The organism is Mesorhizobium waitakense, from assembly GCF_056431085.1.
This window is the reverse complement of sequence record NZ_JBWKME010000141.1, coordinates 18572-40138: the sequence shown is the minus strand read 5'-3', so window position 1 is coordinate 40138 and position 21567 is coordinate 18572. Positions and strand designations below refer to the sequence as shown.

The 21567-nt window shown below is 62.3% G+C and carries 15 protein-coding genes and 1 tRNA gene; 6 read left to right on the top strand and 10 right to left on the bottom strand.

The features are described 5' to 3' along the window. The coding region (locus AC07FD_RS27765) for a TetR family transcriptional regulator C-terminal domain-containing protein (RefSeq protein WP_478352440.1) at positions 1–319 on the top strand (319 nt) is incomplete at its 5' end. Positions 320–994: 675 nt separating this feature from the next. Here AC07FD_RS27765 and AC07FD_RS27760 read toward each other — a convergent pair. The 3 genes from AC07FD_RS27760 to AC07FD_RS27750 form a co-directional block, all read right to left on the bottom strand. Then, positions 995–2356: an integrase gene (locus tag AC07FD_RS27760; RefSeq protein WP_478352439.1), complete on the bottom strand. Its 1362-nt coding sequence runs from the start codon at positions 2354–2356 to the stop codon at positions 995–997. A gap of 130 nt (positions 2357–2486) precedes the next feature. Further along, positions 2487–2563, bottom strand: a tRNA-His gene (locus AC07FD_RS27755). 347 nt (positions 2564–2910) lie between these two features. After that, positions 2911–3369 (bottom strand): phasin, encoded by a 459-nt coding sequence (locus AC07FD_RS27750; protein ID WP_478352438.1) that lies wholly within the window; start codon positions 3367–3369, stop codon positions 2911–2913. 247 nt (positions 3370–3616) lie between these two features. Here AC07FD_RS27750 and AC07FD_RS27745 point away from each other — a divergent pair, with 247 nt between their 5' ends. Then, positions 3617–7585, top strand: a complete 3969-nt coding sequence (locus AC07FD_RS27745; protein ID WP_478352437.1) for a PAS domain S-box protein — start codon at positions 3617–3619, stop codon at positions 7583–7585. Positions 7586–7950: 365 nt separating this feature from the next. On the opposite strand, the gene AC07FD_RS27740 is transcribed toward AC07FD_RS27745, so the two are convergent. Further along, a complete protein-coding gene (locus AC07FD_RS27740; RefSeq protein WP_478352436.1) occupies positions 7951–9921 on the bottom strand; it encodes an acetoacetate--CoA ligase in 1971 nt (656 codons plus the stop codon). A gap of 200 nt (positions 9922–10121) precedes the next feature. Between AC07FD_RS27740 and AC07FD_RS27735 the strand changes: the two genes are divergently transcribed. Next, the gene (locus tag AC07FD_RS27735) at positions 10122–11975 is read left to right on the top strand and encodes an AsmA family protein (RefSeq protein WP_478352435.1); all 1854 of its coding nucleotides are present in this window, start codon (positions 10122–10124) and stop codon (positions 11973–11975) included. Between the two features lie 68 nt (positions 11976–12043). Here AC07FD_RS27735 and AC07FD_RS27730 read toward each other — a convergent pair whose 3' ends face one another. The 6 genes from AC07FD_RS27730 to AC07FD_RS27705 all read right to left on the bottom strand — a co-directional run bounded on the left by AC07FD_RS27730 (position 12044) and on the right by AC07FD_RS27705 (position 19054). Next, the gene (locus AC07FD_RS27730; RefSeq protein WP_095088554.1) at positions 12044–12862 is read right to left on the bottom strand and encodes an ABC transporter permease; all 819 of its coding nucleotides are present in this window, start codon (positions 12860–12862) and stop codon (positions 12044–12046) included. Next, positions 12859–13830: an ABC transporter permease subunit gene (locus tag AC07FD_RS27725; RefSeq protein ID WP_478352434.1), complete on the bottom strand. Its 972-nt coding sequence runs from the start codon at positions 13828–13830 to the stop codon at positions 12859–12861. The genes AC07FD_RS27730 and AC07FD_RS27725 overlap by 4 nt, the downstream gene beginning before the upstream one ends. A 9-nt stretch (positions 13831–13839) precedes the next feature. Then, positions 13840–14979 carry an ABC transporter ATP-binding protein gene (locus AC07FD_RS27720; RefSeq protein ID WP_478352433.1) on the bottom strand — a complete coding sequence of 380 codons (1140 nt, stop codon included), beginning with the start codon at positions 14977–14979 and terminating at the stop codon, positions 13840–13842. Between the two features lie 81 nt (positions 14980–15060). Continuing rightward, a complete protein-coding gene (locus AC07FD_RS27715; RefSeq protein WP_478352432.1) occupies positions 15061–16158 on the bottom strand; it encodes a polyamine ABC transporter substrate-binding protein in 1098 nt (365 codons plus the stop codon). A gap of 350 nt (positions 16159–16508) precedes the next feature. Next, positions 16509–17462, bottom strand: a complete 954-nt coding sequence (locus AC07FD_RS27710) for a DMT family transporter (protein ID WP_478352431.1) — start codon at positions 17460–17462, stop codon at positions 16509–16511. A 149-nt stretch (positions 17463–17611) separates the two neighbouring features. Further along, complete coding sequence (locus AC07FD_RS27705) at positions 17612–19054, bottom strand: helix-turn-helix domain-containing protein (protein ID WP_478352430.1); 1443 nt, start codon at positions 19052–19054, stop codon at positions 17612–17614. A 237-nt stretch (positions 19055–19291) separates the two neighbouring features. Here AC07FD_RS27705 and aceA point away from each other — a divergent pair, with 237 nt between their 5' ends. The 3 genes from aceA to AC07FD_RS27690 all read left to right on the top strand — a co-directional run bounded on the left by aceA (position 19292) and on the right by AC07FD_RS27690 (position 21565). Further along, a complete protein-coding gene (gene aceA / locus AC07FD_RS27700; RefSeq protein WP_478352429.1) occupies positions 19292–20581 on the top strand; it encodes an isocitrate lyase in 1290 nt (429 codons plus the stop codon). Between the two features lie 58 nt (positions 20582–20639). Continuing rightward, the gene (locus tag AC07FD_RS27695) at positions 20640–20882 is read left to right on the top strand and encodes an SMc00767 family acetate metabolism repressor (RefSeq protein ID WP_095088567.1); all 243 of its coding nucleotides are present in this window, start codon (positions 20640–20642) and stop codon (positions 20880–20882) included. Positions 20883–21112: 230 nt separating this feature from the next. Then, positions 21113–21565: an ANTAR domain-containing protein gene (locus AC07FD_RS27690; protein WP_478352428.1), complete on the top strand. Its 453-nt coding sequence runs from the start codon at positions 21113–21115 to the stop codon at positions 21563–21565. Positions 21566–21567 lie beyond the last annotated feature (2 nt).

Below are 21567 nucleotides of genomic sequence, written 5' to 3'. Positions count from 1 at the left end.
AACCCGCCCCCCTGCAAACCCCACCTCCGCCCGGAAATCTGCCCCGGTTACGGTCGCCACCACACGCAGTTCCGACTTCAGGGCAAGGCTTGCCCAGGTATTCTCCACGTGGGAGGCACAACTGCGCGCATTGTTGGAAGAGGGGCAAGCCCTCGGCGAAGTCGATCCGTGCGTGGATGCCAAGGATGCGGCAGCCTTCCTTATCGATTGCTACGAAGGAATGCTGGTCCGTATGAAAGTTGATGGCGATCGAAGTTCTTTCCGCAGGTTCCGACTCTTTGCTCTCGAGCCTCTCGGGATCAGCAAACGACAACAGTGACCGAAATTGGCGCGCGAAGCGGCCCTTCGACTGGCAAGGGCGAGCGGCTGCAATTGGCGCAAAGCGGCCCGCACTAGGCTGGACGCAAAGGTCGGCTTTCTAGCCCTATTTTCACTAAAGCCGATCTTCCGCTTCCGGCCCAGTTGCCGTCATTCAGCGCCGTATTCGAGATTGTCTGATCGCGGCACCATGCACCGCCATGACAGGACATTTTCTACCCAGGATTCGCAGACTGACTCGCCTCGCTTACCCAAAGCAGCGAAGTCTGAACTGATCGCCCGATGAATGTGGGTAAAGGCGGTAGCGCTCTAGCGCTACCATCCATCAACCCACAGCATCTTTATCTTGATCGGCGATCCGTCCTAAAAACACGCCGCAGCCGCCATTTGCCGCTCAAGCCGTAGGCACGCCTTCCCTTCCTGATCAAAGTCCGATTACCCAGAAAACATGCTGGGTTTGTGGACGTTCGGAAAGGACGAGCCGTGAAGCGACACGCGCGCGCTCCTCGGCCACCCACTGCAGAACGTATCGAGCGAGCGCTCGATCGTGTTGCCGAGATTATCGTTGCGCGAGGCGAGCAGGGCGAAGCATGGCTTCCGCTGTACGACCATCTCCAGCGCGCACTGCAGGACCACCAAGCGAAACAGGACCGCCTCGCGGCAGTGCGGCAGCGCGTTACACGATCGCGGGATCAAACGGCAGCACGATCTTCATAAGCTCTTCCTGCCACATCTTCATATCACCGCCCTCGCCGTACTTTGGCCGATCAATCGTATGGCCCATCAGCATGCGACGCAGTTCCTCGTCCAGCCTGCCGTTCTTCATGCGGTCCTCGAAGGAGTGGCGTAGCGAGTAAACAGTGTGCTCGTCGGTGGGAAACAGGTTGTGGCTCTTGAAGTGCTTGTTGAGCAGCGCCGACAAGGACGCCTCATGATCCTTGTAGCGCGGAAAGCCCTTCGGATGCTTCTTGAACACCTCAAGCGCGACACCGACCAGAGGCACCTTGCGCACCGATGAAGCAGTCTTGATCTCGCGCGGATCATCAGGATCGTCACGTGGCTCGATCGAAATGTGCGGCACTTCATGATCAAGGTGGATCACACCTGCGTGGAGGTTCGCGAGTTCGCTTGGCCTGGCGCCTGTTTCCGCGAAGGCAAGAACGATCCCGCGCGCCTCATCATTGAGCGTCGCCAGCGCGCCAGGTGCAAATATCTTGTCGCGAATCCAGTTGGTGGGAAATGGAGGTCGAGACCGCTTCGACTTGTCGCTGAATGACAGGTCGGCGAAAGGGTTCCTCTGCTCGGGAAAACCGAGATGGCGGTAGTAATCGGCGTACAGGGTCCGGAGGTTGCCCATGTTCCGATTGCCCGTCGACGCCGAACGGTCAGCCCTTCCCTTCTCGGGCGCAATTCGGTCCAGCCAATATTTATGGACCGCACGGGCGTCGTCGCGGGTTATCTCGCCCATCGGCTTGTCGCCGAGCAAGGCGATGAAGACATCGACGCTCATCTGGCGTTTTGCCTTCCATCGTTTTCTCTGGTCTGGGCTTTTTGTGCGAATCTCGTCGCGAGCGATCTCGGTGAAATGGAGTTGCAGCGCCTCCGAAATCTTATCGTCAGGAGGGGCTACCGCACCGCTGACCGCATCGATCACGGGAGACGTGACAGGCTTTCCAATCGTGGCTTCTACCCGCTGTAGGATCGTGTCGAGCGGCTCGGCAACAAGGATGTCCGCGAGCGGCCGATAAACGAACCCCAAAGCCTCCGCGCGTTTGATCGCTCGCTGGTATCGAATGCGTGCGGCCTGGGGATTATCCCCCAACATAAGAGAGGACCAAAGCGCGTTGTCGGCAGCCTCATGAAGATCGCGGGCGGTCCGCGCCTTTGATCGGTCGATCGTGTCCAGGGCGCGACGCACGAATTCACCACGCTCGTCGAGATCCCGGAGTTCCTTTGGGACGCGTCGATAATAGTGAAAATGCCTGCCGCGCACCCGCAGGAAGCGGTCAGGGTCTTGCTCTTCTCGGCGTCTTCCCATGTCTTGGGCGTACCATTTGTAGCACAAAAGGTAGCACAATAGGTAGCACAAAAGCGCAAAACGGGGCAACACCATCGTCAATACGAGCGGTTTTATGCAATAAAATCAATCACTTAGCGGTAAGCGCCAGTGGTACCGTTGGCTGGGATCGAACCAGCGACCTCCGGATCCACAATCCGGCGCTCTAACCATCTGAGCTACAACGGCACGTTCACCGAGCCGGACCAGGTGGAAAGCGCGCTTTCCGTGATCCGCTCCGTCGTTCGGCGATGCGTCCTTACGGGCTAATGGATTTTAATTCAAGACTTTTGCTAGGCAAAGGTCGCTTGCCCACAAACAGCATCGACTTTTCGCCGGACAAAGAAAAAGGCCGGCGGGAGGAGGTGCCGGCCTTTTCCTGTTACGAGCCAGCGGGAGGAGGTGCTGGCTGGTCACCCCGGGAGCAGAGGGAGGAGGTTCCACTCGCCGGGTATTCCTTGATGGCTACCATCATACGCCTGATCGTTTTTAAGAAAATGCGACCTTTTGTTGCATCTTCAGATCATGCGCAAATGTTAGGCAACCTTGATTTCCTTCATCGCCTTCTCGAAGGCGGTCTTGATCGGCTTGGTGACGTCCTCGGCCGCCTTGGAGGCGACGGTCTGGAAGTCCTTGGCCTGCTCGACGGTCATTTCGACGCGCTTGCGCAGGAAGGCGGTCTGCAGCTCGACGACTTCCGACAGCGACTTGGCGCCGATCAGGGCTTCGAGATGCGAGAAACCAGCTTCGGCATTGGCGCGGAGAGCGGAAATGCTCTTGAGCGACAGGTCGCTGGAAACGGTCTTGGCGGTCTCGTAGGTCGACTCCAGAGCCTTCTGGGTCTCCTCGGCGCCGGTCTTCAGCTTGGCGTAGGCTTCCTTCGACTGCTCAACGCCCTTTTCGGCGAAAGCGCGCATCTGGTCGGTAGCCTTGGAAGCGTCGAAGCTCGGGAATTCAACGTTTTCGATCGTGTCGGCGGTTTTGGTCCTGGACATTTTCCATCCTTTTCAGCGTCAGCGGCTTTGACAGAAAGCCGTCTCGTTCATGTATGATGGCAATATAAAGGCAAATTTTGTGCATTGCAATATCTTTGTTGCAGTGCACCATAAATTTCTTCGGGCCGTTAACCAAGAGGCCAGATTCCAGCCTTTGCACGTTCTGGCTTGTGGACCTTCGCGCCGCCGGCTTTTATTAACAAAGCGTTAACCGCAATTTGCCGCTCCGTGAGGGTTCGCCAAGCGCATGCCGTCCGAATATTCCTTCCTCGACGTCGCCGTGCTCGACGCAGTCCGCCAGCGCTTTGCCGCCGGCGACGCGGTCGCGATTCTTTCGACGGATCTGGAGCAGGTGATCTGGGCCAATGGGCCAGGAGCCGCGGTGTTCGGCTACCCCGACATCGAGGCGATCATCGGCGCCTCCGCGCAGTTGCCGTTGATCGCCAGACGCCAGATCATGGCGACCAGCGGATTTCCCGAGATCGGCGGCGACCGCGCCATCACGGTGCGGCTGGCAACTGGCATGACCAGCCGTGCCGTCGGCTTCCTGGCCAGTGCCGTGACCATGCCGGACGCCGAAAAGGCGATCATGCTGACCGTGCCGGCGGCGCAGACGGGCTCGCGCAGCGCCGGCGAAATCGCCGCTCGCGCCATCGGCGGCCTTACCGAAGACGGTCATTTCATCGCCTTTGTCGATGCCAGGGGCAACGTCGAGGCGGCATCGGAAGGATTTGCGGCACTCGGCATCTTGCCGGAGACGCTGGCGGCGCTGGTTGCCGACGTCGCGGATGAGAGCGACCGCATCGTCAAGCGCCTCGTTCCCGGCGGCGCGACCTCCTATCCGGCAGGGCTGGCGAAATTGACCGAGGAACGGCATCTGCTGGTGGTGATCGACGAGGACCAACTCGACGACACGTCCGCTGCCGACGACAGCGTCGCGGACGCGCAACCGCCAGCCCAGGTCAAAAGCGCGGCGGCGGAAAGCGCGGTTGCCAAGTCGGAACCGGACCAGGACAACAGACCGGAAATCGACATCGAACACCCGGCGGTGGACGAACCGAGCGTTCCGGAAGCCGCCGAGATTATCCCGATGCCGGCAGCGCCTGAGAATGCCGATCCAGCGGGGCAGACTGCGGAGGCGGCGGATAACGACCCGGGGACTGCCGGCGCTACGCCAGCGCAGCACGATCACTGGTACTTCAATGCCGGTGAAGACGACAGGCAACAGGCCGACCGGGCCGCTGCAGCCGACCCGGTTGAGCCCCCTGCCGCTGTCGCGGAGGGTGCGACGGAAAACCCGACGCAGCGCGATACCAAGGTCGCGCGGTCGATCGACCCCACGGCAGCGCCACTGCGCTTCGTCTGGCGCACCGATGCCGAAGGCAAGTTCAGCACACTGTCTCCGGAATTCGCCGACATTGTCGGCAAGCCGGCCGCCGATGTGATCGGGCGGCGCTTCAGGGATGTGGCGGCCACTTTCGGCCTCGATCCCTCCGGCGAGATCGCCGGCTTGCTGGAACGGCGCGATACCTGGTCCGGCCGCTCCGTGCTGTGGCCGGTCGCCGGATCCGATCTGAAGATCCCTGTCGACCTGGCGGCGCTGCCTGTCTATGGCCGCAGCCGTGCTTTTGAAGGCTTCCGTGGCTTCGGTGTTGCCCGGGCCAGCGACGCGGTCGTCGATCCGGAAGCCATCGGCATGGCGCTGGTGCCCAACGGCAAAGCCCCGGCGACGCCGGAGCCGCAAGCCGTCGAACCCGCGCCTGAACTGCCGAAGGCTGAAGCGCCGAAGGCCCAGGAGCCGAAGGCCGAGGAGCCGAAGGCATCGGACCCGTTCAAGGGCGAGGTGCCGGCGCTGACCATCGTGCCGAAACCGGAGCGGCGCTTTGCCGACAAGGTGATCCGGCTGGCCGAACATCGCCAGCCAGCCAACGATAAGGGCCTGTCGACGCTGGAGCGAAGCGCGTTCCGCGAGATCGGCGAGCGGTTGAAGAAAGACAGTTCGCCGGTCGAGCCGCCGGAGGCCGAGAAGCCCAGCCTCGACAATCCCAGGGAACGGGCAGCTGAGACACCTGCCGAGCCTGCCGCGGACGTGCCGACGGCGGAGACGAAAGCGCCGGCAGTTGGCGAGATTCCGTCAACACGTGATGTGGCCTCGCACGAAGAGCCGACGCTTGCCGGCGAAATCCCAGCGGTGGAGCCAGAGGCGACGCCGGTCGAGCCATCCGAGGCGGATGTCGATGCCGAGGACGAAGAGGCTCTGGCGCGGCTTGACGGCGGTCACCCGGACGAGGCGGGTCATAAGGCACCCTCCGACACCCTGCCGGGCTCGTTGCTCGACTATGCCGACCGTGATGATGAACGCGGTCCTGTCGCGGAGGGCAGTGACGAAGCCCCGGTTTCCGAACCGGCGGCGGCGCAACCAGAGGTGACCGAGCCCGTCGCCACCGGTGAAGAGCCTGTTGCCGCGGATGCGACACATGACGCCGTCGACGACGACAGCATGACATCGGCGGATTTTCGCGATGCCGAGGATAGTGAAGATTGGGCGCAGCCCGACCAGGAAGCCGCGGCCCCTGACCAGCAAGCGGTTGCGTCCGTCGCGGAAAGCGCCGGCGCAAGCGACGCCACCAAGGCTCGTATCGCGCCCCCACGCCTTAAAGTGCCGCCGCTCAAGGTTGAAGGGTTCGTACCGTCGGCCTTTTCAGCCGGAGATGAGCACAAGGCTCCCGATACCTCGCTTCTGAGCAAACTGCCCGTGCCGCTGCTCATCCATTCCGGCGACCAGTTGCACTATGCGAACGAGGAATTCCTCGACCTGACCGGCTATGAGGCGCTCGACGACCTGGCGGACGCCGGAGGCCTCGGCGCGCTGTTTGCCGACCCCTACGCCCACGATGGCACCTCGGACGGCACCGATCGCGCCTTGCGGCTGAAGACGCGCGATCGGCAGGAATTCCCGATCGAGGCCATCTTGCGCTCGGTCCCCTGGCGTGACGGCAAGGCATTGATGCTGGTCGTGCGCCGCACCGGCGAGGATGACGCGCAGGCGCCCCTGCATGTGGTTGGCGACGAGCAGACGCAGCCCGACATTCCTGAGCTCAAGGCGCGCATCGCCGAGATGCGCACCATCATCGACACCGCCACCGACGGCGTCGTGCTGATCGGCCGTGACGGCACCATCCGCTCGATCAGCCGGCCGGCCGAAGCGCTGTTCGGTTTCGACAGCGACGAAGTGACCGGCAAGCCCTTCGCCTCGCTGTTTGCGATAGAAAGCCAGCGTGCGGCGCGCGATTATCTCAACGGACTGTCGGAGCCCGGCGTGGCGAGCGTCATGAATGACGGCCGCGAGGTGATCGGGCGCGAGGCGCAGGGCCGCTTCATCCCGCTGTTCATGACCATCGGCCGGCTGCCCAACGACAGCGGCTTCTGTGCCGTCGTGCGTGACATCACGCAGTGGAAACGGGCCGAAGAGGACCTGACCCAGGCACGCGCGGTGGCCGAGCGTGCGTCCTCGCAAAAGACCGATTTCCTCGCCCGCATCAGCCACGAGATCCGCACGCCGCTCAACGCGATCATCGGCTTTTCCGAACTGATGGTCGACGAGAAGTTCGGACCGGTCGCCAATGACCGCTACCGCGACTATCTGCGCGACATCAATCGCTCCGGCAACCATGTGCTCGACCTCGTCAACGACCTGCTCGACATCTCGAAGATCGAGGCCGGCCAGCAGGAGATGGCCTACGAGGCGGTGTCGCTCAACGACACGCTGGCCGAGACGGTGGCGATGATGCAGCCGCAGGCCAACCGCGAGCGCGTCATTATCCGCTCCAGCTTCGCGTCGCGGCTGCCGGAAGTGGTGGCCGACCTGCGCAGCGTGCGCCAGATCGCGCTCAACATCCTGTCGAATGCCATTCGCTACACCCAGGCCGGCGGCCAGGTGATCGTCTCCACCGCCTATGAGACATCGGGCGACGTCGTCATGCGGGTGCGCGACACCGGCATTGGCATGAGCCACGCCGAGATCGAGCAGGCACTGAAGCCGTTCAAGCAGATCAACGCGTTGAAGCGCGGACGTGGCGACGGCACGGGGCTTGGACTCCCGCTGACCAAGGCGATGGTGGAAGCCAACCGCGCCCGGTTCACCATCAACTCGACACCGGGTGAAGGCACCCTGGTCGAGGTCGCGTTTCCGTCGACCCGCGTGCTCGCCGAATAAGCAATTCCGGAAAACAGACCGACCTACAGCGCAGCGCGTCCGATCAGATTCAGGCGATGCGCTTTCGGTCTTTATCCTTGTGCATGCCGCCCAAAACCGGGACCACTTTTGGGCGGCATGCAGCAGCAAAAGAAAAGGCGCCCAAGAGGACGCCTTAAGAGATGGGATTGCTGTCACAACGGGGCTTGAGCGAATTCAGATCCTCCGGGGGCAGAGGAACGGGATTTCTCCCTCAAGTTACGTGCGACTATCGACGCCGGGCCTTAACAACTCCTTACCGGCGCCGCCGAAAATTTACGAATGTGTACCACTCATGAAATCTAGGTAAATTCTCGCGACATATTTGGTTAACCATGCCTGCCCGGTCACTCGGCCAGCTGCGGCAGGTTCCTGAACAGCTCCAGCGCCTCGGGGTTGGCGAGCGCCTCCTTGTTCTTGATGGCGCGGCCATGCACCACGTCGCGCACGGCGAGCTCAGTGATCTTGCCTGACTTGGTGCGTGGGATGTCGGTGACAGCGACGATCTTGGCTGGCACGTGACGCGGGCTTGCCCCACTGCGGATCTTGGAGCGGATGCGCTTTTCCAGATCGTCATCCAGTTTGACGCCGGCCGCGAGCCGCACGAACAGCACAACGCGCACGTCGTTGTCGAAATCCTGGCCGATGCACAGAGCTTCCAGAATCTCGGGCATCTGTTCGACCTGGTTGTAGATCTCCGCCGTGCCGATACGCACGCCGCCCGGATTGAGCGTGGCGTCGGAGCGGCCATGGATGATCATGCCGCCATGCACGGTCCATTCGGCGAAATCGCCATGGCACCAGACATTGTCGAAACGCTCGAAATAGGCTGCCTGGTATTTCTTGCCCTCGGGATCGTTCCAGAAGCCGATCGGCATCGATGGAAACGCCCTGGTGCAGACCAGCTCGCCCTTCTCCTGGCGGATCTGTTTGCCGTCGTCGTCCCAGACATCGACGGCAAGGCCAAGGCCAGGTCCCTGGATCTCGCCGGTCCACACGGGCTGTGTCGGCACGCCGAGCACGAAGCAGGAGACGATGTCGGTGCCGCCGGAGACCGACGCCAGGTGCACGTCTTTCTTGATGCCGTCATAGACGAAGCGGAAATCCTCCGGTGACAGCGGCGACCCGGTGGAAGAAATCGCCCGCACGCTCGAAAGATCATGCGTGCGGATCGGCTTGAGACCGGCCTTGCGCACGGAATCGATGAACTTGGCCGAGGTGCCGAAAAAGGTCATCTTCTCGGCATCGGCGAAGTCGAACAGCACATTGCCGTCTGGGTAGAACGGAGAGCCGTCATAGAGCAGCAGCGTCGCGCCCGAGGCGAGCCCCGACACCAGCCAGTTCCACATCATCCAGCCGCAGGTGGTGAAGTAGAAGAAGCGGTCGCCGTCGGTGAGACCGGCATGCAGCCGATGTTCCTTGACATGCTGGATCAGCGTGCCGCCGGCCGAATGGACGATGCATTTGGGAATGCCGGTCGTTCCCGACGAGAACAGGATGTAGAGCGGATGCGCGAACGGCAGCCGCTCGAAGGTGACGGGCTTGATGGCGAAGGGCGAAAGCGCCTCTTCCAGCGCCACGGCCTTGTCGATGACATCAGCGACATCGCTCGAGGTGCCGAGATAGTCGACGACCAGAACCTTGCGCACCGTGCCAAGCTTGGCCGCGACCGCGGCGATCTTGTCGGCGACCTCGATCGCCTTGCCATTGTACCAGTAGCCATCGGGCGCGATGAAGACCACCGGCTCGATCTGGCCAAAGCGGTCGAGCACGCCCTGCTCGCCGAAATCGGGAGAGCAGGACGACCAGACGGCGCCGATCGAGGCGGCAGCCAGCATGGCGGCGACGGTCTCCGGCATGTTGGGCATCATCGCCGCGATGCGATCGCCCTTCTTCACCTTGAGCGACAGGAAAAGCTGCTGCAGCTGGGACGTCAGCGCCTGCAACTCGTTCCACGACAGTCGGCGCTCGACCTTGTCTTCGCCGCGAAACACGATTGCCTCACCAGCGCCGGTCTTCTTCAGCAGATTCTCGGCGAAATTCAGCGTCGCGTCGGGGAAGAACGAGGCACCAGGCATCCTGTCACCGTCGACGAGCACGCGCTCGCCCCCATTGGTCCCCTTGTCGCCGACGATACCGCCGAAGTCCCAGACCAGGTTCCAGAACCCTTCGCGATCCTCGACCGACCAGCGGTGGAGCTCCGAATACGAAGAAAACGCTACGCCGGCTTTCACTGCCGCAGCCTTTGTGAAAGCGGTCAAGGGTGCTGCATCAATCTGGTCTTGCGTCGGGGTCCAGAGCGGTACTTCGGCAGCCATGATCGTTCCTCCACGGTCGCCACCGCTTATGCATATCGCAGCGCAGCAGGGCAAGATTTTGTTCGGTCAGTGAGACCAGATGTGCGCAAATGCCATCGCCGGGCCATAAAGACTTGAAATGCCTCAGCCCTAAGTCGTAGTGACGACTGGGGTTACACCCGTCAGGCGATTTTTGTCGGAATGGAAACATACGGGGCGATATGCCATCAACTTTGATCCGGCGCGGAATATGGGCGATCGGCGCTGCCGTGCTCGTCATCGCGCTGGTCGTTGCCGCCCTGCCGCTGATCGCCTCCACCCGAATCGTACGTGACCGCATTGCCTGGGAAATGAGTGCGTGGAGCGGCTTCCGGGTCGCCATCGACGGCTCGCCGCGCATCGAGGTCTGGCCGAAATTCCGCGCGATCCTGACCGATGTGACGCTTTCGCAATGGACCGACACCGAGGCACCGCCGGTGGTCGAGGCCGAGCGGGTCGAGGTTGACCTTTCCGCCATGGCGGCCTTGCGCGGCGACGTGGAGTTTTCGACGGCGCGGCTGGTGCGGCCGACGATCCGGGTTGAGCGAACACCGGCCGGCTTTTTCCTGCCCGCCGTCCCGACCGGCGGGCGCATCACGCGTTCCATCGACACGGCGCGCGGCGTGGTCAATGCCGACCCCGCCAAGCCCGACCTCGACAAGCTGCCGGCCGACACGTTCGGTACGGTGGAGTTCCGCGACGGCCGCATGGTGGCGTCCATCGGCGGCAAGGATGTCGAGATCCTGAGCAGCCTGTCCGGCCAGGCGAATTGGGCGGCGATGAACAGCAATGCGACGCTGTCGGCAACCGGGATCTGGCGCGGCGAAAGCGTCGCGCTGGACGTCGCCTCGCCGAAGCCGCTTGTGCTGTTTGCCGGCGGTACGGCACCCCTCACGCTGTCCTTCAAGGCGGCGCCCGCGACCTTCTCGTTCGACGGCACGGCCAGCATGTCCGAAAACGCTTACTTCGACGGCCAGGCGAAATTCTCGGCACCTTCGCTGCGGCGTGTCCTGGAGTGGTCGCAGGCCGGCATTGCGCCGAGTGCTGCGATCGGCTCGGTCAGCATTTCGAGCAAGATCACGGCGACGGCAGGGCGAGTCAAATTCGACAACACCGCGATCGCGCTGGACAACAATCCGGGAATGGGCGCGCTGGATCTCTCGCTGGGCGAGGCGCAACCGGTGATCTCCGGCACACTCGCCTTCGACACGCTCGACCTCAGATCGTTTCTCTCGGCCTTCACGCCGCTGGCGCCGACCGGAGGGGCGGAACCCGGCGACATCGACACAAGTTTCGCCGACAAGATCAACCTCGATCTCAGGCTGTCGGCAGCGCACGCCACGGCAGGGCCTATCCAACTCGCCGACGTCGCCGCCACCGCCCAGGTCAAGGATGGTCTTTCCGTCTTCGATATCTCCGATGCCTCGGCCTTTGGCGGCAACATCCAGAGCAGCCTTCGCTTCGACCGCAAGCCGGAAGGCTCGCAGGTCGAGATTAAGCTGCTGGCGTCCGACATCGATGGCGGCGCCTTCGGCACGGCGGCTGGGATGACCCGGCTGGTGCCGGTCGCCACCGGAACGGTCTCGGTGATCCTCAAGGGACCAGGCAGAACCTGGGACTCCATCTTCGACAATGCCGACGGCTCGGTCTCCGCGACGTTCGGACCGGGTGTGTTGAGCAAGCTCAACCTGCCCGCCTTCCTCAAGCATACCGAACAAGGCGGCTTCTTCGCGCTCGACGACGTCTCCGACGGAACATTGCCGATCGACGGTGCCGAGATCAAGGCCAGCATCACGAAGGGCGTGGCGCGGATCGACAAGGCCGAAGCCAATTCGGCGAAGTACAAGCTCTGGCTGTCCGGGATCGCGTCCTACACCGGACGAGGACTGGCCTTGTCCGGCGGTATCATTCAGCCGGACCAGGCGGCAACGCAGGCCAACGCCCAGCAAGGCCCCAACCAGTCATCCTTCTTCGTCGGAGGAACGTGGAGCACGCCGTTCATTTCCCCGATCAGCCGCGGCGTTTCTGGGGAATAGGCCTTACCGCCGGTTTGTCTTGAAGCAATTCCCTATGGAAAACGCTGCGTGCTTTTCCCGGAATTGCCTCAGCCGCGTTGTGCGGCCCGCTCGTCGAGTTGGCGCTGCACCTCACGCCGCTTGTTGGCGACCGAGGCGATGATTACGCCGACCGCGACAACGGCGATCAGGATAGTGCAAGCGGCGTTGATCTCCGGCGTCACGCCGAGACGCACCTGGCTGTAGATCTTCATTGGCAGCGTTGTTGCTCCAGGCCCGGAGGTGAAGCTGGCGATGACCAGATCGTCGAGCGAAAGCGTAAAGGCCAGCATCCAGCCGGACACGATCGCCGGCATGATGACCGGCAGCGTGATCTGGAAGAAGGTCTTCACCGGCGTTGCGCCAAGATCCATCGCAGCTTCTTCCAGCGAGCGGTCGAAGCTGACCAGGCGCGACTGCACAACAACGGCGACGAAGCACATGGTGAGCGTGATGTGGGCGAGCGTGACGGTCAGGAAACCGCGGTCGAGACCGACGGCGACAAACAGCAGCAACAGCGACAGGCCGGTGATGACTTCCGGCATGACCAGCGGCGCAAAGACCATGCCTGAAAACAGCAACCTGCCCCTGAACCGCGTGTAGCGGGTCAAGGTGAGCGCCGCCAGCGTGCCGAGCACGGTCGCCACCGTGGCCGAAATGACGCCGACGCGGGCCGTGACCCAGGTGGCGTCCATCAGGCCCTGGTTGTGGAACAGCGAAACGTACCATTTGGTCGAGAAACCGCCCCAGACGGTAACCAGTTTCGACTCGTTGAAGGAGAAGACGATGAGCAGGACGATCGGCAGGTACAGGAAGGCAAAGCCCAGCACGATCGAGGTGACGTTGAATCGGCTCCAGGTGGTGTTCATTTGTCCTGCTCCTGGGCGCGCGCCTGGGCCTGCTGGAAGAACATGATCGGCACGGTCAAAAGCAGCAGAAGGATGACGGCCACGGCCGACGAGACCGGCCAGTCACGATTGGCGAAGAACTCGTTCCACAGCGTCTTGCCGATCATCAGCGTCTGCGATCCACCGAGCAAATCGGGAATGACGAACTCGCCAACGGCGGGGATGAACACCAGCAGACAGCCGGCGATGACGCCCGGCAGCGACAGCGGAAAGGTGATCTTCCAGAACGCGCTGGTCGGCGGGCAGCCAAGATCCTTGGCGGCCTCGATCAGCGAATAATCCATCTTTTCCAGCGACGAATAGAGCGGCAGCACCATGAACGGCAGGTAGGAATAGACGATACCGATGAAGATCGCCGTATAGGTGTTGAGAATGATCAAGGGCTGGCTGATGATGCCTGTGGCAAGCAGCATCTGGTTGAGCAGCCCCTCCGGCTTGAGGATGCCGATCCAGGCATAGACGCGGATCAGGAACGAAGTCCAGAACGGCAGGATCACCAGCATCAGCAGTGTCGGACGGATCGTTGCCGGCGCGCGCGCCATGCCATAGGCGATCGGGTAGCCGACGATCAGCGTCAGGACGGTCGAGATCGCGGCGATGATGACGCTTGTCACGTAGGCGTTGAAGTAGAGGGCATCCTGCGTCAGCCAGGCGTAATTGTCGAAGCTGAGCGCGCCAAAGCCGGCGAAGAACCCGGAGATACCGTCCTTGAAGTCGAGCACCGGCGTGTAGGGTGGCATGGCGATCGCCGTCTGCGACAGCGAAATCTTGAAGACGATGATGAAGGGAACGAGGAAGAAAAAAAGCAGCCAGACATAGGGGACGATGATGACCAAGCGGCCGACGAAAGCCGCTCCCAGCCTGGCCAGGATGGACTTGTCGGCATTGGTTGCCGGGGCTGATGCGGCGGTGGCGGCGGCGTTCGACATGACCGCCCCCTACCGCGTCAGCACGACGCCGGCGTCGGGCCGGAAAGAAACCCAGGCGCGGTCGTTCCAGCTCAGCGGATCCTCGGTGATGCGGGCCGCATTCATGGTGCTGGCGCGCACCATCTGCCCGTCATCCAGCCTGACGTGAAAAACGGTCATGTCGCCGAGATAGGCGATGTCGTAGACTTCGCCTTCAAGTGCATTCACCGCATCGGCCGGCTTCTTAGACGAAATCTTGATCTTCTCCGGCCTGATGGCGAACACGATATCGGCGCCCGCAGCCGTATTGGCGGCATTGTCGACGACGATCTGGGCTCCGCTTGAACCCGTGATGCGTGTCGTGCTTGCGGTCCGCTCGGCGACCTTGCCCTCGAACATGTTCACATTGCCGACGAAATGGGCGACGAAGCGCGATGTCGGCGCTTCATAGACTTCGGCCGGCGTCGCCACCTGCATCACCTCGCCCTTGTCGATAATGGCGATGCGGTCGGCCATGGTCATCGCTTCTTCCTGGTCGTGGGTGACGACGACGAAGGTCAGGCCGAGATTCTGCTGCAGGTCCATCAATTCGAACTGCGTTTCCTCGCGCAGCTTCTTGTCCAGCGCGCCGAGCGGCTCGTCGAGCAACAGCACCTTCGGCCGCTTGGCGACCGAGCGTGCAAGCGCGACGCGCTGGCGCTGGCCACCGGACAATTGATGCGGCTTGCGCTTGGCGAACTGTTCGAGCTTGACCAGCTTCAGCATCTCGGCCACGCGTGACGCGATCTCGGGCTTCGGCATGCCGTCCTGCTTGAGGCCGAAGGCGATGTTGTTCTCGACCGTCATATGCGGGAACAGCGCATAGGACTGGAACATCATGTTGACCGGCCGGCGATAGGGCGGAATGCCGCGCAGGTCCTGGCCGTCGAGCAGGATGCGGCCGGCTGTCGGCTCCTCGAAACCGGCAAGCATCCGCAGCAGCGTCGACTTTCCGCAACCCGAGGCGCCGAGCAGGGCGAAGAACTCGCGCTCGAAAATGGTCAGCGACAGATTGTTGACGGCGGTGAAGTCACGGAACTTCTTGGTGACGTTGTCGAACTGGATGTATGGCTTGGCGTTCGGGTCGTTCCATGGCGCGAAATCCCTGCGGATGCTGCCAAGCGATTTCATATCCCCACTCCGTTCTGCTTCTTGCTTCGTGCCCCAAAAAACGCGACCCCGGCAATTGTCCGCCGAGGTCGCTTCAGATGCTCATTGGCCGGTGACGATCTTGGTCCAGGTGCGCGTGATGACGCGCTGGGCCTTGGGATCGTACGGCTGGACCGTATAGAGCTTCTGCACCGTCGCTTCGTCCGGGTAGATTGACGGATCGTCCAGGATCGCCTTGTCGACGAACTGCTGCGAAGCCTTGTTGCCGTTGGCGTAGAGCACGAAGTTTGAAGACTTGGCGATGACTTCCGGCTTCATCATGTAGTTGATGAATTCATGCGCCTCGGCGACATGCGGCGCATCAGCGGGGATCGCCATCTGGTCGAACCATATCTGGGCGCCTTCCTTCGGCACGGAATAGCCGATCTCGACACCCTGCTTGGCCTCCTGGGCGCGGTTGCGGGCCTGGAAGACGTCCCCGGAGAAGCCGATAGCCAGGCAGATGTCGCCGTTGGCCAAGGCGTTAATATATTCGGACGAGTGGAATTTCCTGATGAAGGGGCGGACCTTCATCAGAGCTTCCTCGGCCTTGGCAATGTCGTCGGGCGAGGTGCTGTTGGGGTCGAGGCCGACATATTTCAGCGCCGCCGGAATGATGTCGGCCGGCGAATCCAGCACATAGACGCCGCAATCCTTCAGCTTGGCGAGACTGTCGGGGTTGAAGAACACATCCCAGCTGTCGATCTTGTCGGTGCCGAGCGCGGCCTGCACTTTTTTGACGTTATAGCCGATGCCGACGGTGCCCCACATGTAGTTGACCGAATATTCGTTGCCGGGATCGTACTTGGCGGTGCGCTCCGAAATGACGTCCCACATGTTGGAGATGTTCGGCAGCTTCGACTTGTCGAGTTTCTGGAAGACGCCGGCCTGGATCTGGCGGGCAAGGAAATTGCCGCTGGGCACGACGACGTCATAGCCGCTGCCGCCCGCAAGCAGCTTGGTTTCCAGGATTTCGTTGGAATCGAATGTGTCGTAGACGACCTTGATGCCGGTCTGCTTGGTGAAGTCCTCGATGACGGAGCTATCGATATAATCCGACCAGTTGAAGACATTGACGACACGGTCTTCGGCATGGCCGCCGACAGTGAAGAGCGTCAGAAATACCGATGTCGCCGAAAGCCAGAGCGCTTTGCGGATCATGCTATTCTCCTTTGATGAGTGTTCCTTCGCCGACTCGTCGCGGTATCGGCGCGGCCGGGCATTTGTTTCAGACTATTGAGCTTTCCAGGAAGCAACAAGCGCGAACCGCTGACACCATGCAGGCGGTTCGATAAGCGGCAGGTGGTGGCTTTGTGTCCCTGTCGCTGCCTGGGAGGCGTGCGGATACCGTCAAAGGCTTTCGCCGTGGCGGGGGCAGAGATACGACGATGTGGTCCGGTCTCGATCTGACCGGCAGGGAGACTTGGCAAGATACGCCTGTCTTGTTGTTGCGTAGTCTCAGCCTGCCCGCGCGGCAGCGAATTTGTCAATGGCAAAGCTTGCACGCCGCATCAATTAGGCGATGGCACCCCTGTGACCCCTGCACGCTCGGGTCGTGCCTGGCGCTTGAATTCGAGCCCGATATGGACGAGCAGCGCCGTCACCACCACCCCGCCGCCGATGATGGTGCGCTCCGACGGTACTTCGGAATGGACGAGCCAGACCCATATCGGGCCGAGGATCGGCTCGAACGTGCCGAGCAATGCGGCGACGGCCGCCGGGATCAGCCGCGCCCCGGTGGCAAAGAAGGCCAGGCCAAGACCGAGATTGACCACGCCGAAGGCAAACAGAAAGCCCATGTCACTGGCCGACACGGCGAATGTCGATGCCTGCGAGGCGGCAAAGCCCGCCGCAAGCACGGTGCCGAGGCAGGTCGCCGGCGTCATGCGAACGCTGGAAAACCGCCGGGTGATGACGGTGGCGATCGAGAACATGACAGCAATCAAGAGCGCCAGCCCGTCGCCTATCGGCGAGACGGCGCCATTAAGCGATTCCGACACCATGATGGCGACACCGGTAATGACGGCGGCGATCGCCAGCCAGGTCGCGACACTCACCCTCTCGCGAAACAACGCCCAGGCAAACAGCGCCGCCAGAAGCGGCACGCCGGCCTGCATCAGCAGGATGTTGGCGACGGTTGTGTAGGCAAGTGCGACGACGAAGGCGGTCGATGCCGTGGCGAAGCAGAGCCCGACGGCCAGGCCGGGCAGACCCATGTCGCGGAACAATTTCAGCGTGCCGCGCCAGCCGTCGCGCCAGACCATGAAGCAGATCAGGAAGGCCGCTGCCCAGACCGAGCGCCAGAAAATAACCGTCCAGCTGTCGCCGACGGCGATGAAGCGGGCGATGGTGCCACCGAAACTCCACATCAGCGCCGACAGGAACACCAAAAGCATGCCGACGCGTTCCTCGCGCGGCGAGACGGTCGACAAAACAACGCTCGGTGATGGTGCTGTGTCGGTCATGGGCGCGACTGTCGGGCTTTTGTGGACGGGACGATGCGCAAGGGACGACAAAAAGATACTCCGTTCGCGTAACGCAAAGGCGAAGGCCGGGGGTGAGCCAGAGACCGACGACAATTGTGGCACCAGGCCGGCGTCACCGGGCCCGGGCGTCACTGAAAGTCGAAGGCACTCAGGCCGGTCACCATCTCGTCGAGGCCGAGCGGACGCGTCACCGGCGGCTCGGCACGCGCCAGACAGCCGACGCGTTCGCAAAGCCGGCAGGCGGGCCCGACCGGCGTCGCCGTGACGCTGCCCGCCTTCGTGGCGGCTGCCGCACCGGGAAGTGCCGCGCCATAGACGATGTCATCGCGAAAGCCGATGTCGCAGCCAAGCAGCAGCGCCGTGCGACGCGGACGCTCGGAGAAGGCGCCTTGCGGACCTTCCAGCGTGCGGGCAATGCACAGGAACTCGGCGCCGTCGGGCATTTCCACCGCCTCGACGAAGATCTGGCCGGGCTGGGTGAAAGCGACATGCACGGGCAGCTTGGGACAGCCGCCGCCGAAGCGGCTTTGCGGAAAGCCCTGGCTGCCGGCCTTGCGGAAGCGGTTGCCGGCATTGTCGACCTCCAGCATGAAGAACGGCACGCCCTGGACGCCCTGCCGCTGCAGCATGGTCAGCCGGTTCGCCGCCTGTTCGAAGGAGACGCCGAAGCGCGAACGCAGAACGTCGATATCATAGCGGGCGCGAACGGCAGCCGCATGAAAGGCCTGGTAGGGCATCATCAGCGCATGCGCCGCATAGCGGCCGAGTTCGAAACGGGCGAGACGGCGGGCCTCGTCGGTGGTCAATTTGAGCGCCTGGATCTCGCCGGCGACCGCGACCGTCATGCGGATCAGGCAGGCCTCCATCGCCACTTCGCGCAGTTGGTCGAACGGCGACAGCCGTTCGGACAGGAACAGGCGCTGCGAGTGGCGATCATAACGGCGGCGCCAGTTCGGCATGGTGGCGACCGGCAGCACCTTGACCACGATGCCGTATTCGCGCTTCAGCCAGGCCTTCAACGCGCCGAACAGATCGTCGCCGGGATCAAGCACCGAGGTGAACGCCGCGGCCTCTTCCTCGAGTGCCGCGAAATGGTTGGGCCGGCGCTCGAAAATCTCGTGCACCTCGTCTATCGGCAAGCGAGCGCCGGAAAGTGCGGTCGCCCGACCTTCGCGCGCCAGGAGCTCGTTGAGGTCGGACAGGCGCTCGGCCTGCTCGCGATAGGCGCGGAACAGTTTTATCACCGCCGCCGACGCGTTGGGCGCCGCCTCGGCAAGCTCGATCAACTCCTGATCTCCCGGCAACTCGCCGACCAGCAGCGGATCGGTGAACACTTCCTTCAAGGCAGCGACGGACCCCCTTGCCTCGCCCTGCAGTTCGTGCGGATCGACCTTGTAGACGGACGCCAGCTTGAGGATCAATTGCACCGTCAGCGGCCGCTGGTTGCGCTCGATCAGGTTGAGATAGGACGGCGAGATACCGAGCCCCTCGGCCATCGCAGTCTGCGTCAGGCCCTTGGCGTTGCGGATACGGCGAATGCGCGGCCCGGCAAAGATCTTCTGGTCAGCCATCAACTGTCCTTGACAAGAATTTACACCACTTTCGCAGCGACCTCAACGCGCCCGCTTTTTACAATCATGACAATTTTACAGCAGCTGGCTGTCAAACACAACACAGGTTTTCCCTTATATTCGTCCAAATTCTTTGATTCTTCTGGCTCGTTTTGCGCCGCAATGTAAATTCAGTCATATTCCGGAGCGCAGATGATCGGTGCCCGGACACGATGCAGCAATCCTTCGGAGTGATCAATGACTGATTTTTACAACCTCGTCCCCTCGGCGCCTGAAGGTCGCTTCGACGGCATCGAACGGCCCTATTCTCCGGAGGATGTGAAGCGGCTGCGCGGTTCGGTGCAGATCCGCCAGAGCCTCGCCGAAATGGGCGCCAACCGGCTGTGGAAGCTCATTCACGAGGAGGACTTCGTCAACGCGCTCGGCGCCATGTCCGGCAACCAGGCGATGCAGCAGGTGCGCGCCGGGCTGAAAGCGATCTACCTGTCGGGCTGGCAGGTTGCCGCCGACGCCAACACGGCTGGCGCGATGTATCCGGACCAGTCGCTTTATCCGGCCAACGCGGCGCCCGAACTGGTCAAGCGCATCAACCGTACGCTGCAGCGCGCCGACCAGATCGAGACCTCGGAAGGCAACGGGCTTTCGGTCGAGACCTGGTTCGCGCCGATCGTAGCTGATGCGGAAGCCGGTTTCGGCGGGCCGCTCAACGCCTTCGAGATCATGAAGGCCTTCATCGAGGCAGGCGCGGCTGGCGTCCACTACGAGGATCAACTGGCGTCGGAAAAGAAGTGCGGCCATCTCGGTGGCAAGGTGCTGATCCCGACCGCGGCGCACATCCGCAACCTCAACGCCGCGCGTCTGGCGGCGGACGTGATGGGCACACCGACCCTGGTCGTCGCGCGCACCGATGCGGAAGCCGCCAAGCTGCTCACGTCCGACATCGACGAACGCGACCAGCCTTTCGTCGACTACGGCGCCGGGCGCACCGTGGAAGGCTTCTACAACGTCAGGAACGGCATCGAACCCTGCATCGCCCGCGCCGTCGCCTATGCGCCTCACGCGGACCTGATCTGGTGCGAGACTTCCAAGCCGGACCTGGCGCAGGCCAAGAAATTCGCCGAGGGCGTGCGCAAGCATCACCCCGACAAGCTGCTCGCCTACAATTGCTCGCCATCGTTCAACTGGAAGAAGAACCTCGACGACGCGACGATCGCCAGATTCCAGAGGGAGCTTGGCGCGATGGGCTACAAGTTCCAGTTCATCACGCTCGCCGGCTTCCACCAGCTCAACTACGGCATGTTCGAACTGGCGCGCGGCTACAAGGCACGGCAGATGGCGGCCTATTCCGAGTTGCAGGAGGCTGAGTTCGCGGCGGAGGCCAATGGCTACACCGCGACCAAGCATCAGCGCGAGGTCGGCACCGGCTATTTCGACGCCGTGTCGATGGCGATCACCGGCGGCCAGTCGTCGACCACCGCCATGCATGAGTCGACCGAGCACGCGCAATTCAAGCCGGCCGCCGAATAGTAAACAGAACAACACAGAGGAAACGCCCAACAGGGCTTGGAACACAAGGAGAAGACCAATGGCATCGATAAGCCGTGTCAAGGAACGCGCCGAAGAACAGGCCACAACGATGACCGTCGACCAGCAAGCGACGATCCGCATGCTGGCCAATGATCTGCACCGCCTCAACCAGTCGGTGATGAAGGCAGTCGAGGCCGGCGTCTCGGTGGAGCTCGTGCGCTCGGCACGGCATCACGGCGGCGACGGAAACTGGGGCGATCTCTTGATCCCAGTGATCGTCACGCAGCAGAGCCACAGCTGATCGAACTCGCGCAACCGACCCTTCACCTGCGCAGTCTCTGCGCAGGTGAATTTTCTTTTTATGAAGCCCACCTGTGGACAGTTGAGTACAGTAGCGTTGCTTGAAATTCACTGTTCCCAGGGATGATTTCGAGGACTTTTATTTCAACTTGACATGGGCGGCGATCTCACGCCAATTGCGCTCCAGATTCAACTCTGCATTGAAATAGGGGCGAGCTTCTTGGCCGACTTGTGTGCCCAGTGAACCGCGAAGGCGAGACTCCAAGACACCTGAATTTTGTTGCCCGCGACTCGAACACAGAGACGATCCGCGATCCATCGCAAGTGCTCGTCGTCTGCAAATCGCCGATCAATCGCGTGGTGATTTCGAAGATCGTCGAGCGATCCGGGCTCAAGCCAATCTCGGAATCTCCCGACATGGCGGTAAAGATCCTGCGGTCCCTCATTCCCGGTGCGGTTGTCCTTGACGGCGGCGCCGACAACAAGGACTGCGACAATCTGATGGCCAGCATCGACGCGTTGCGGCGAGCCTCCGGCAAATCGCTCCCGGCGGTGATCCTCCTTTCAACCAAGAATGGCACGCCGGAGAGCCTGGGCCTGTCGAGCGTCATAGACGCGGTGGTCGCCAAGCCGATCACACCCGAACGGCTGCAGCCGGTGATCGATCGCCTGATCAACCGCTAAGC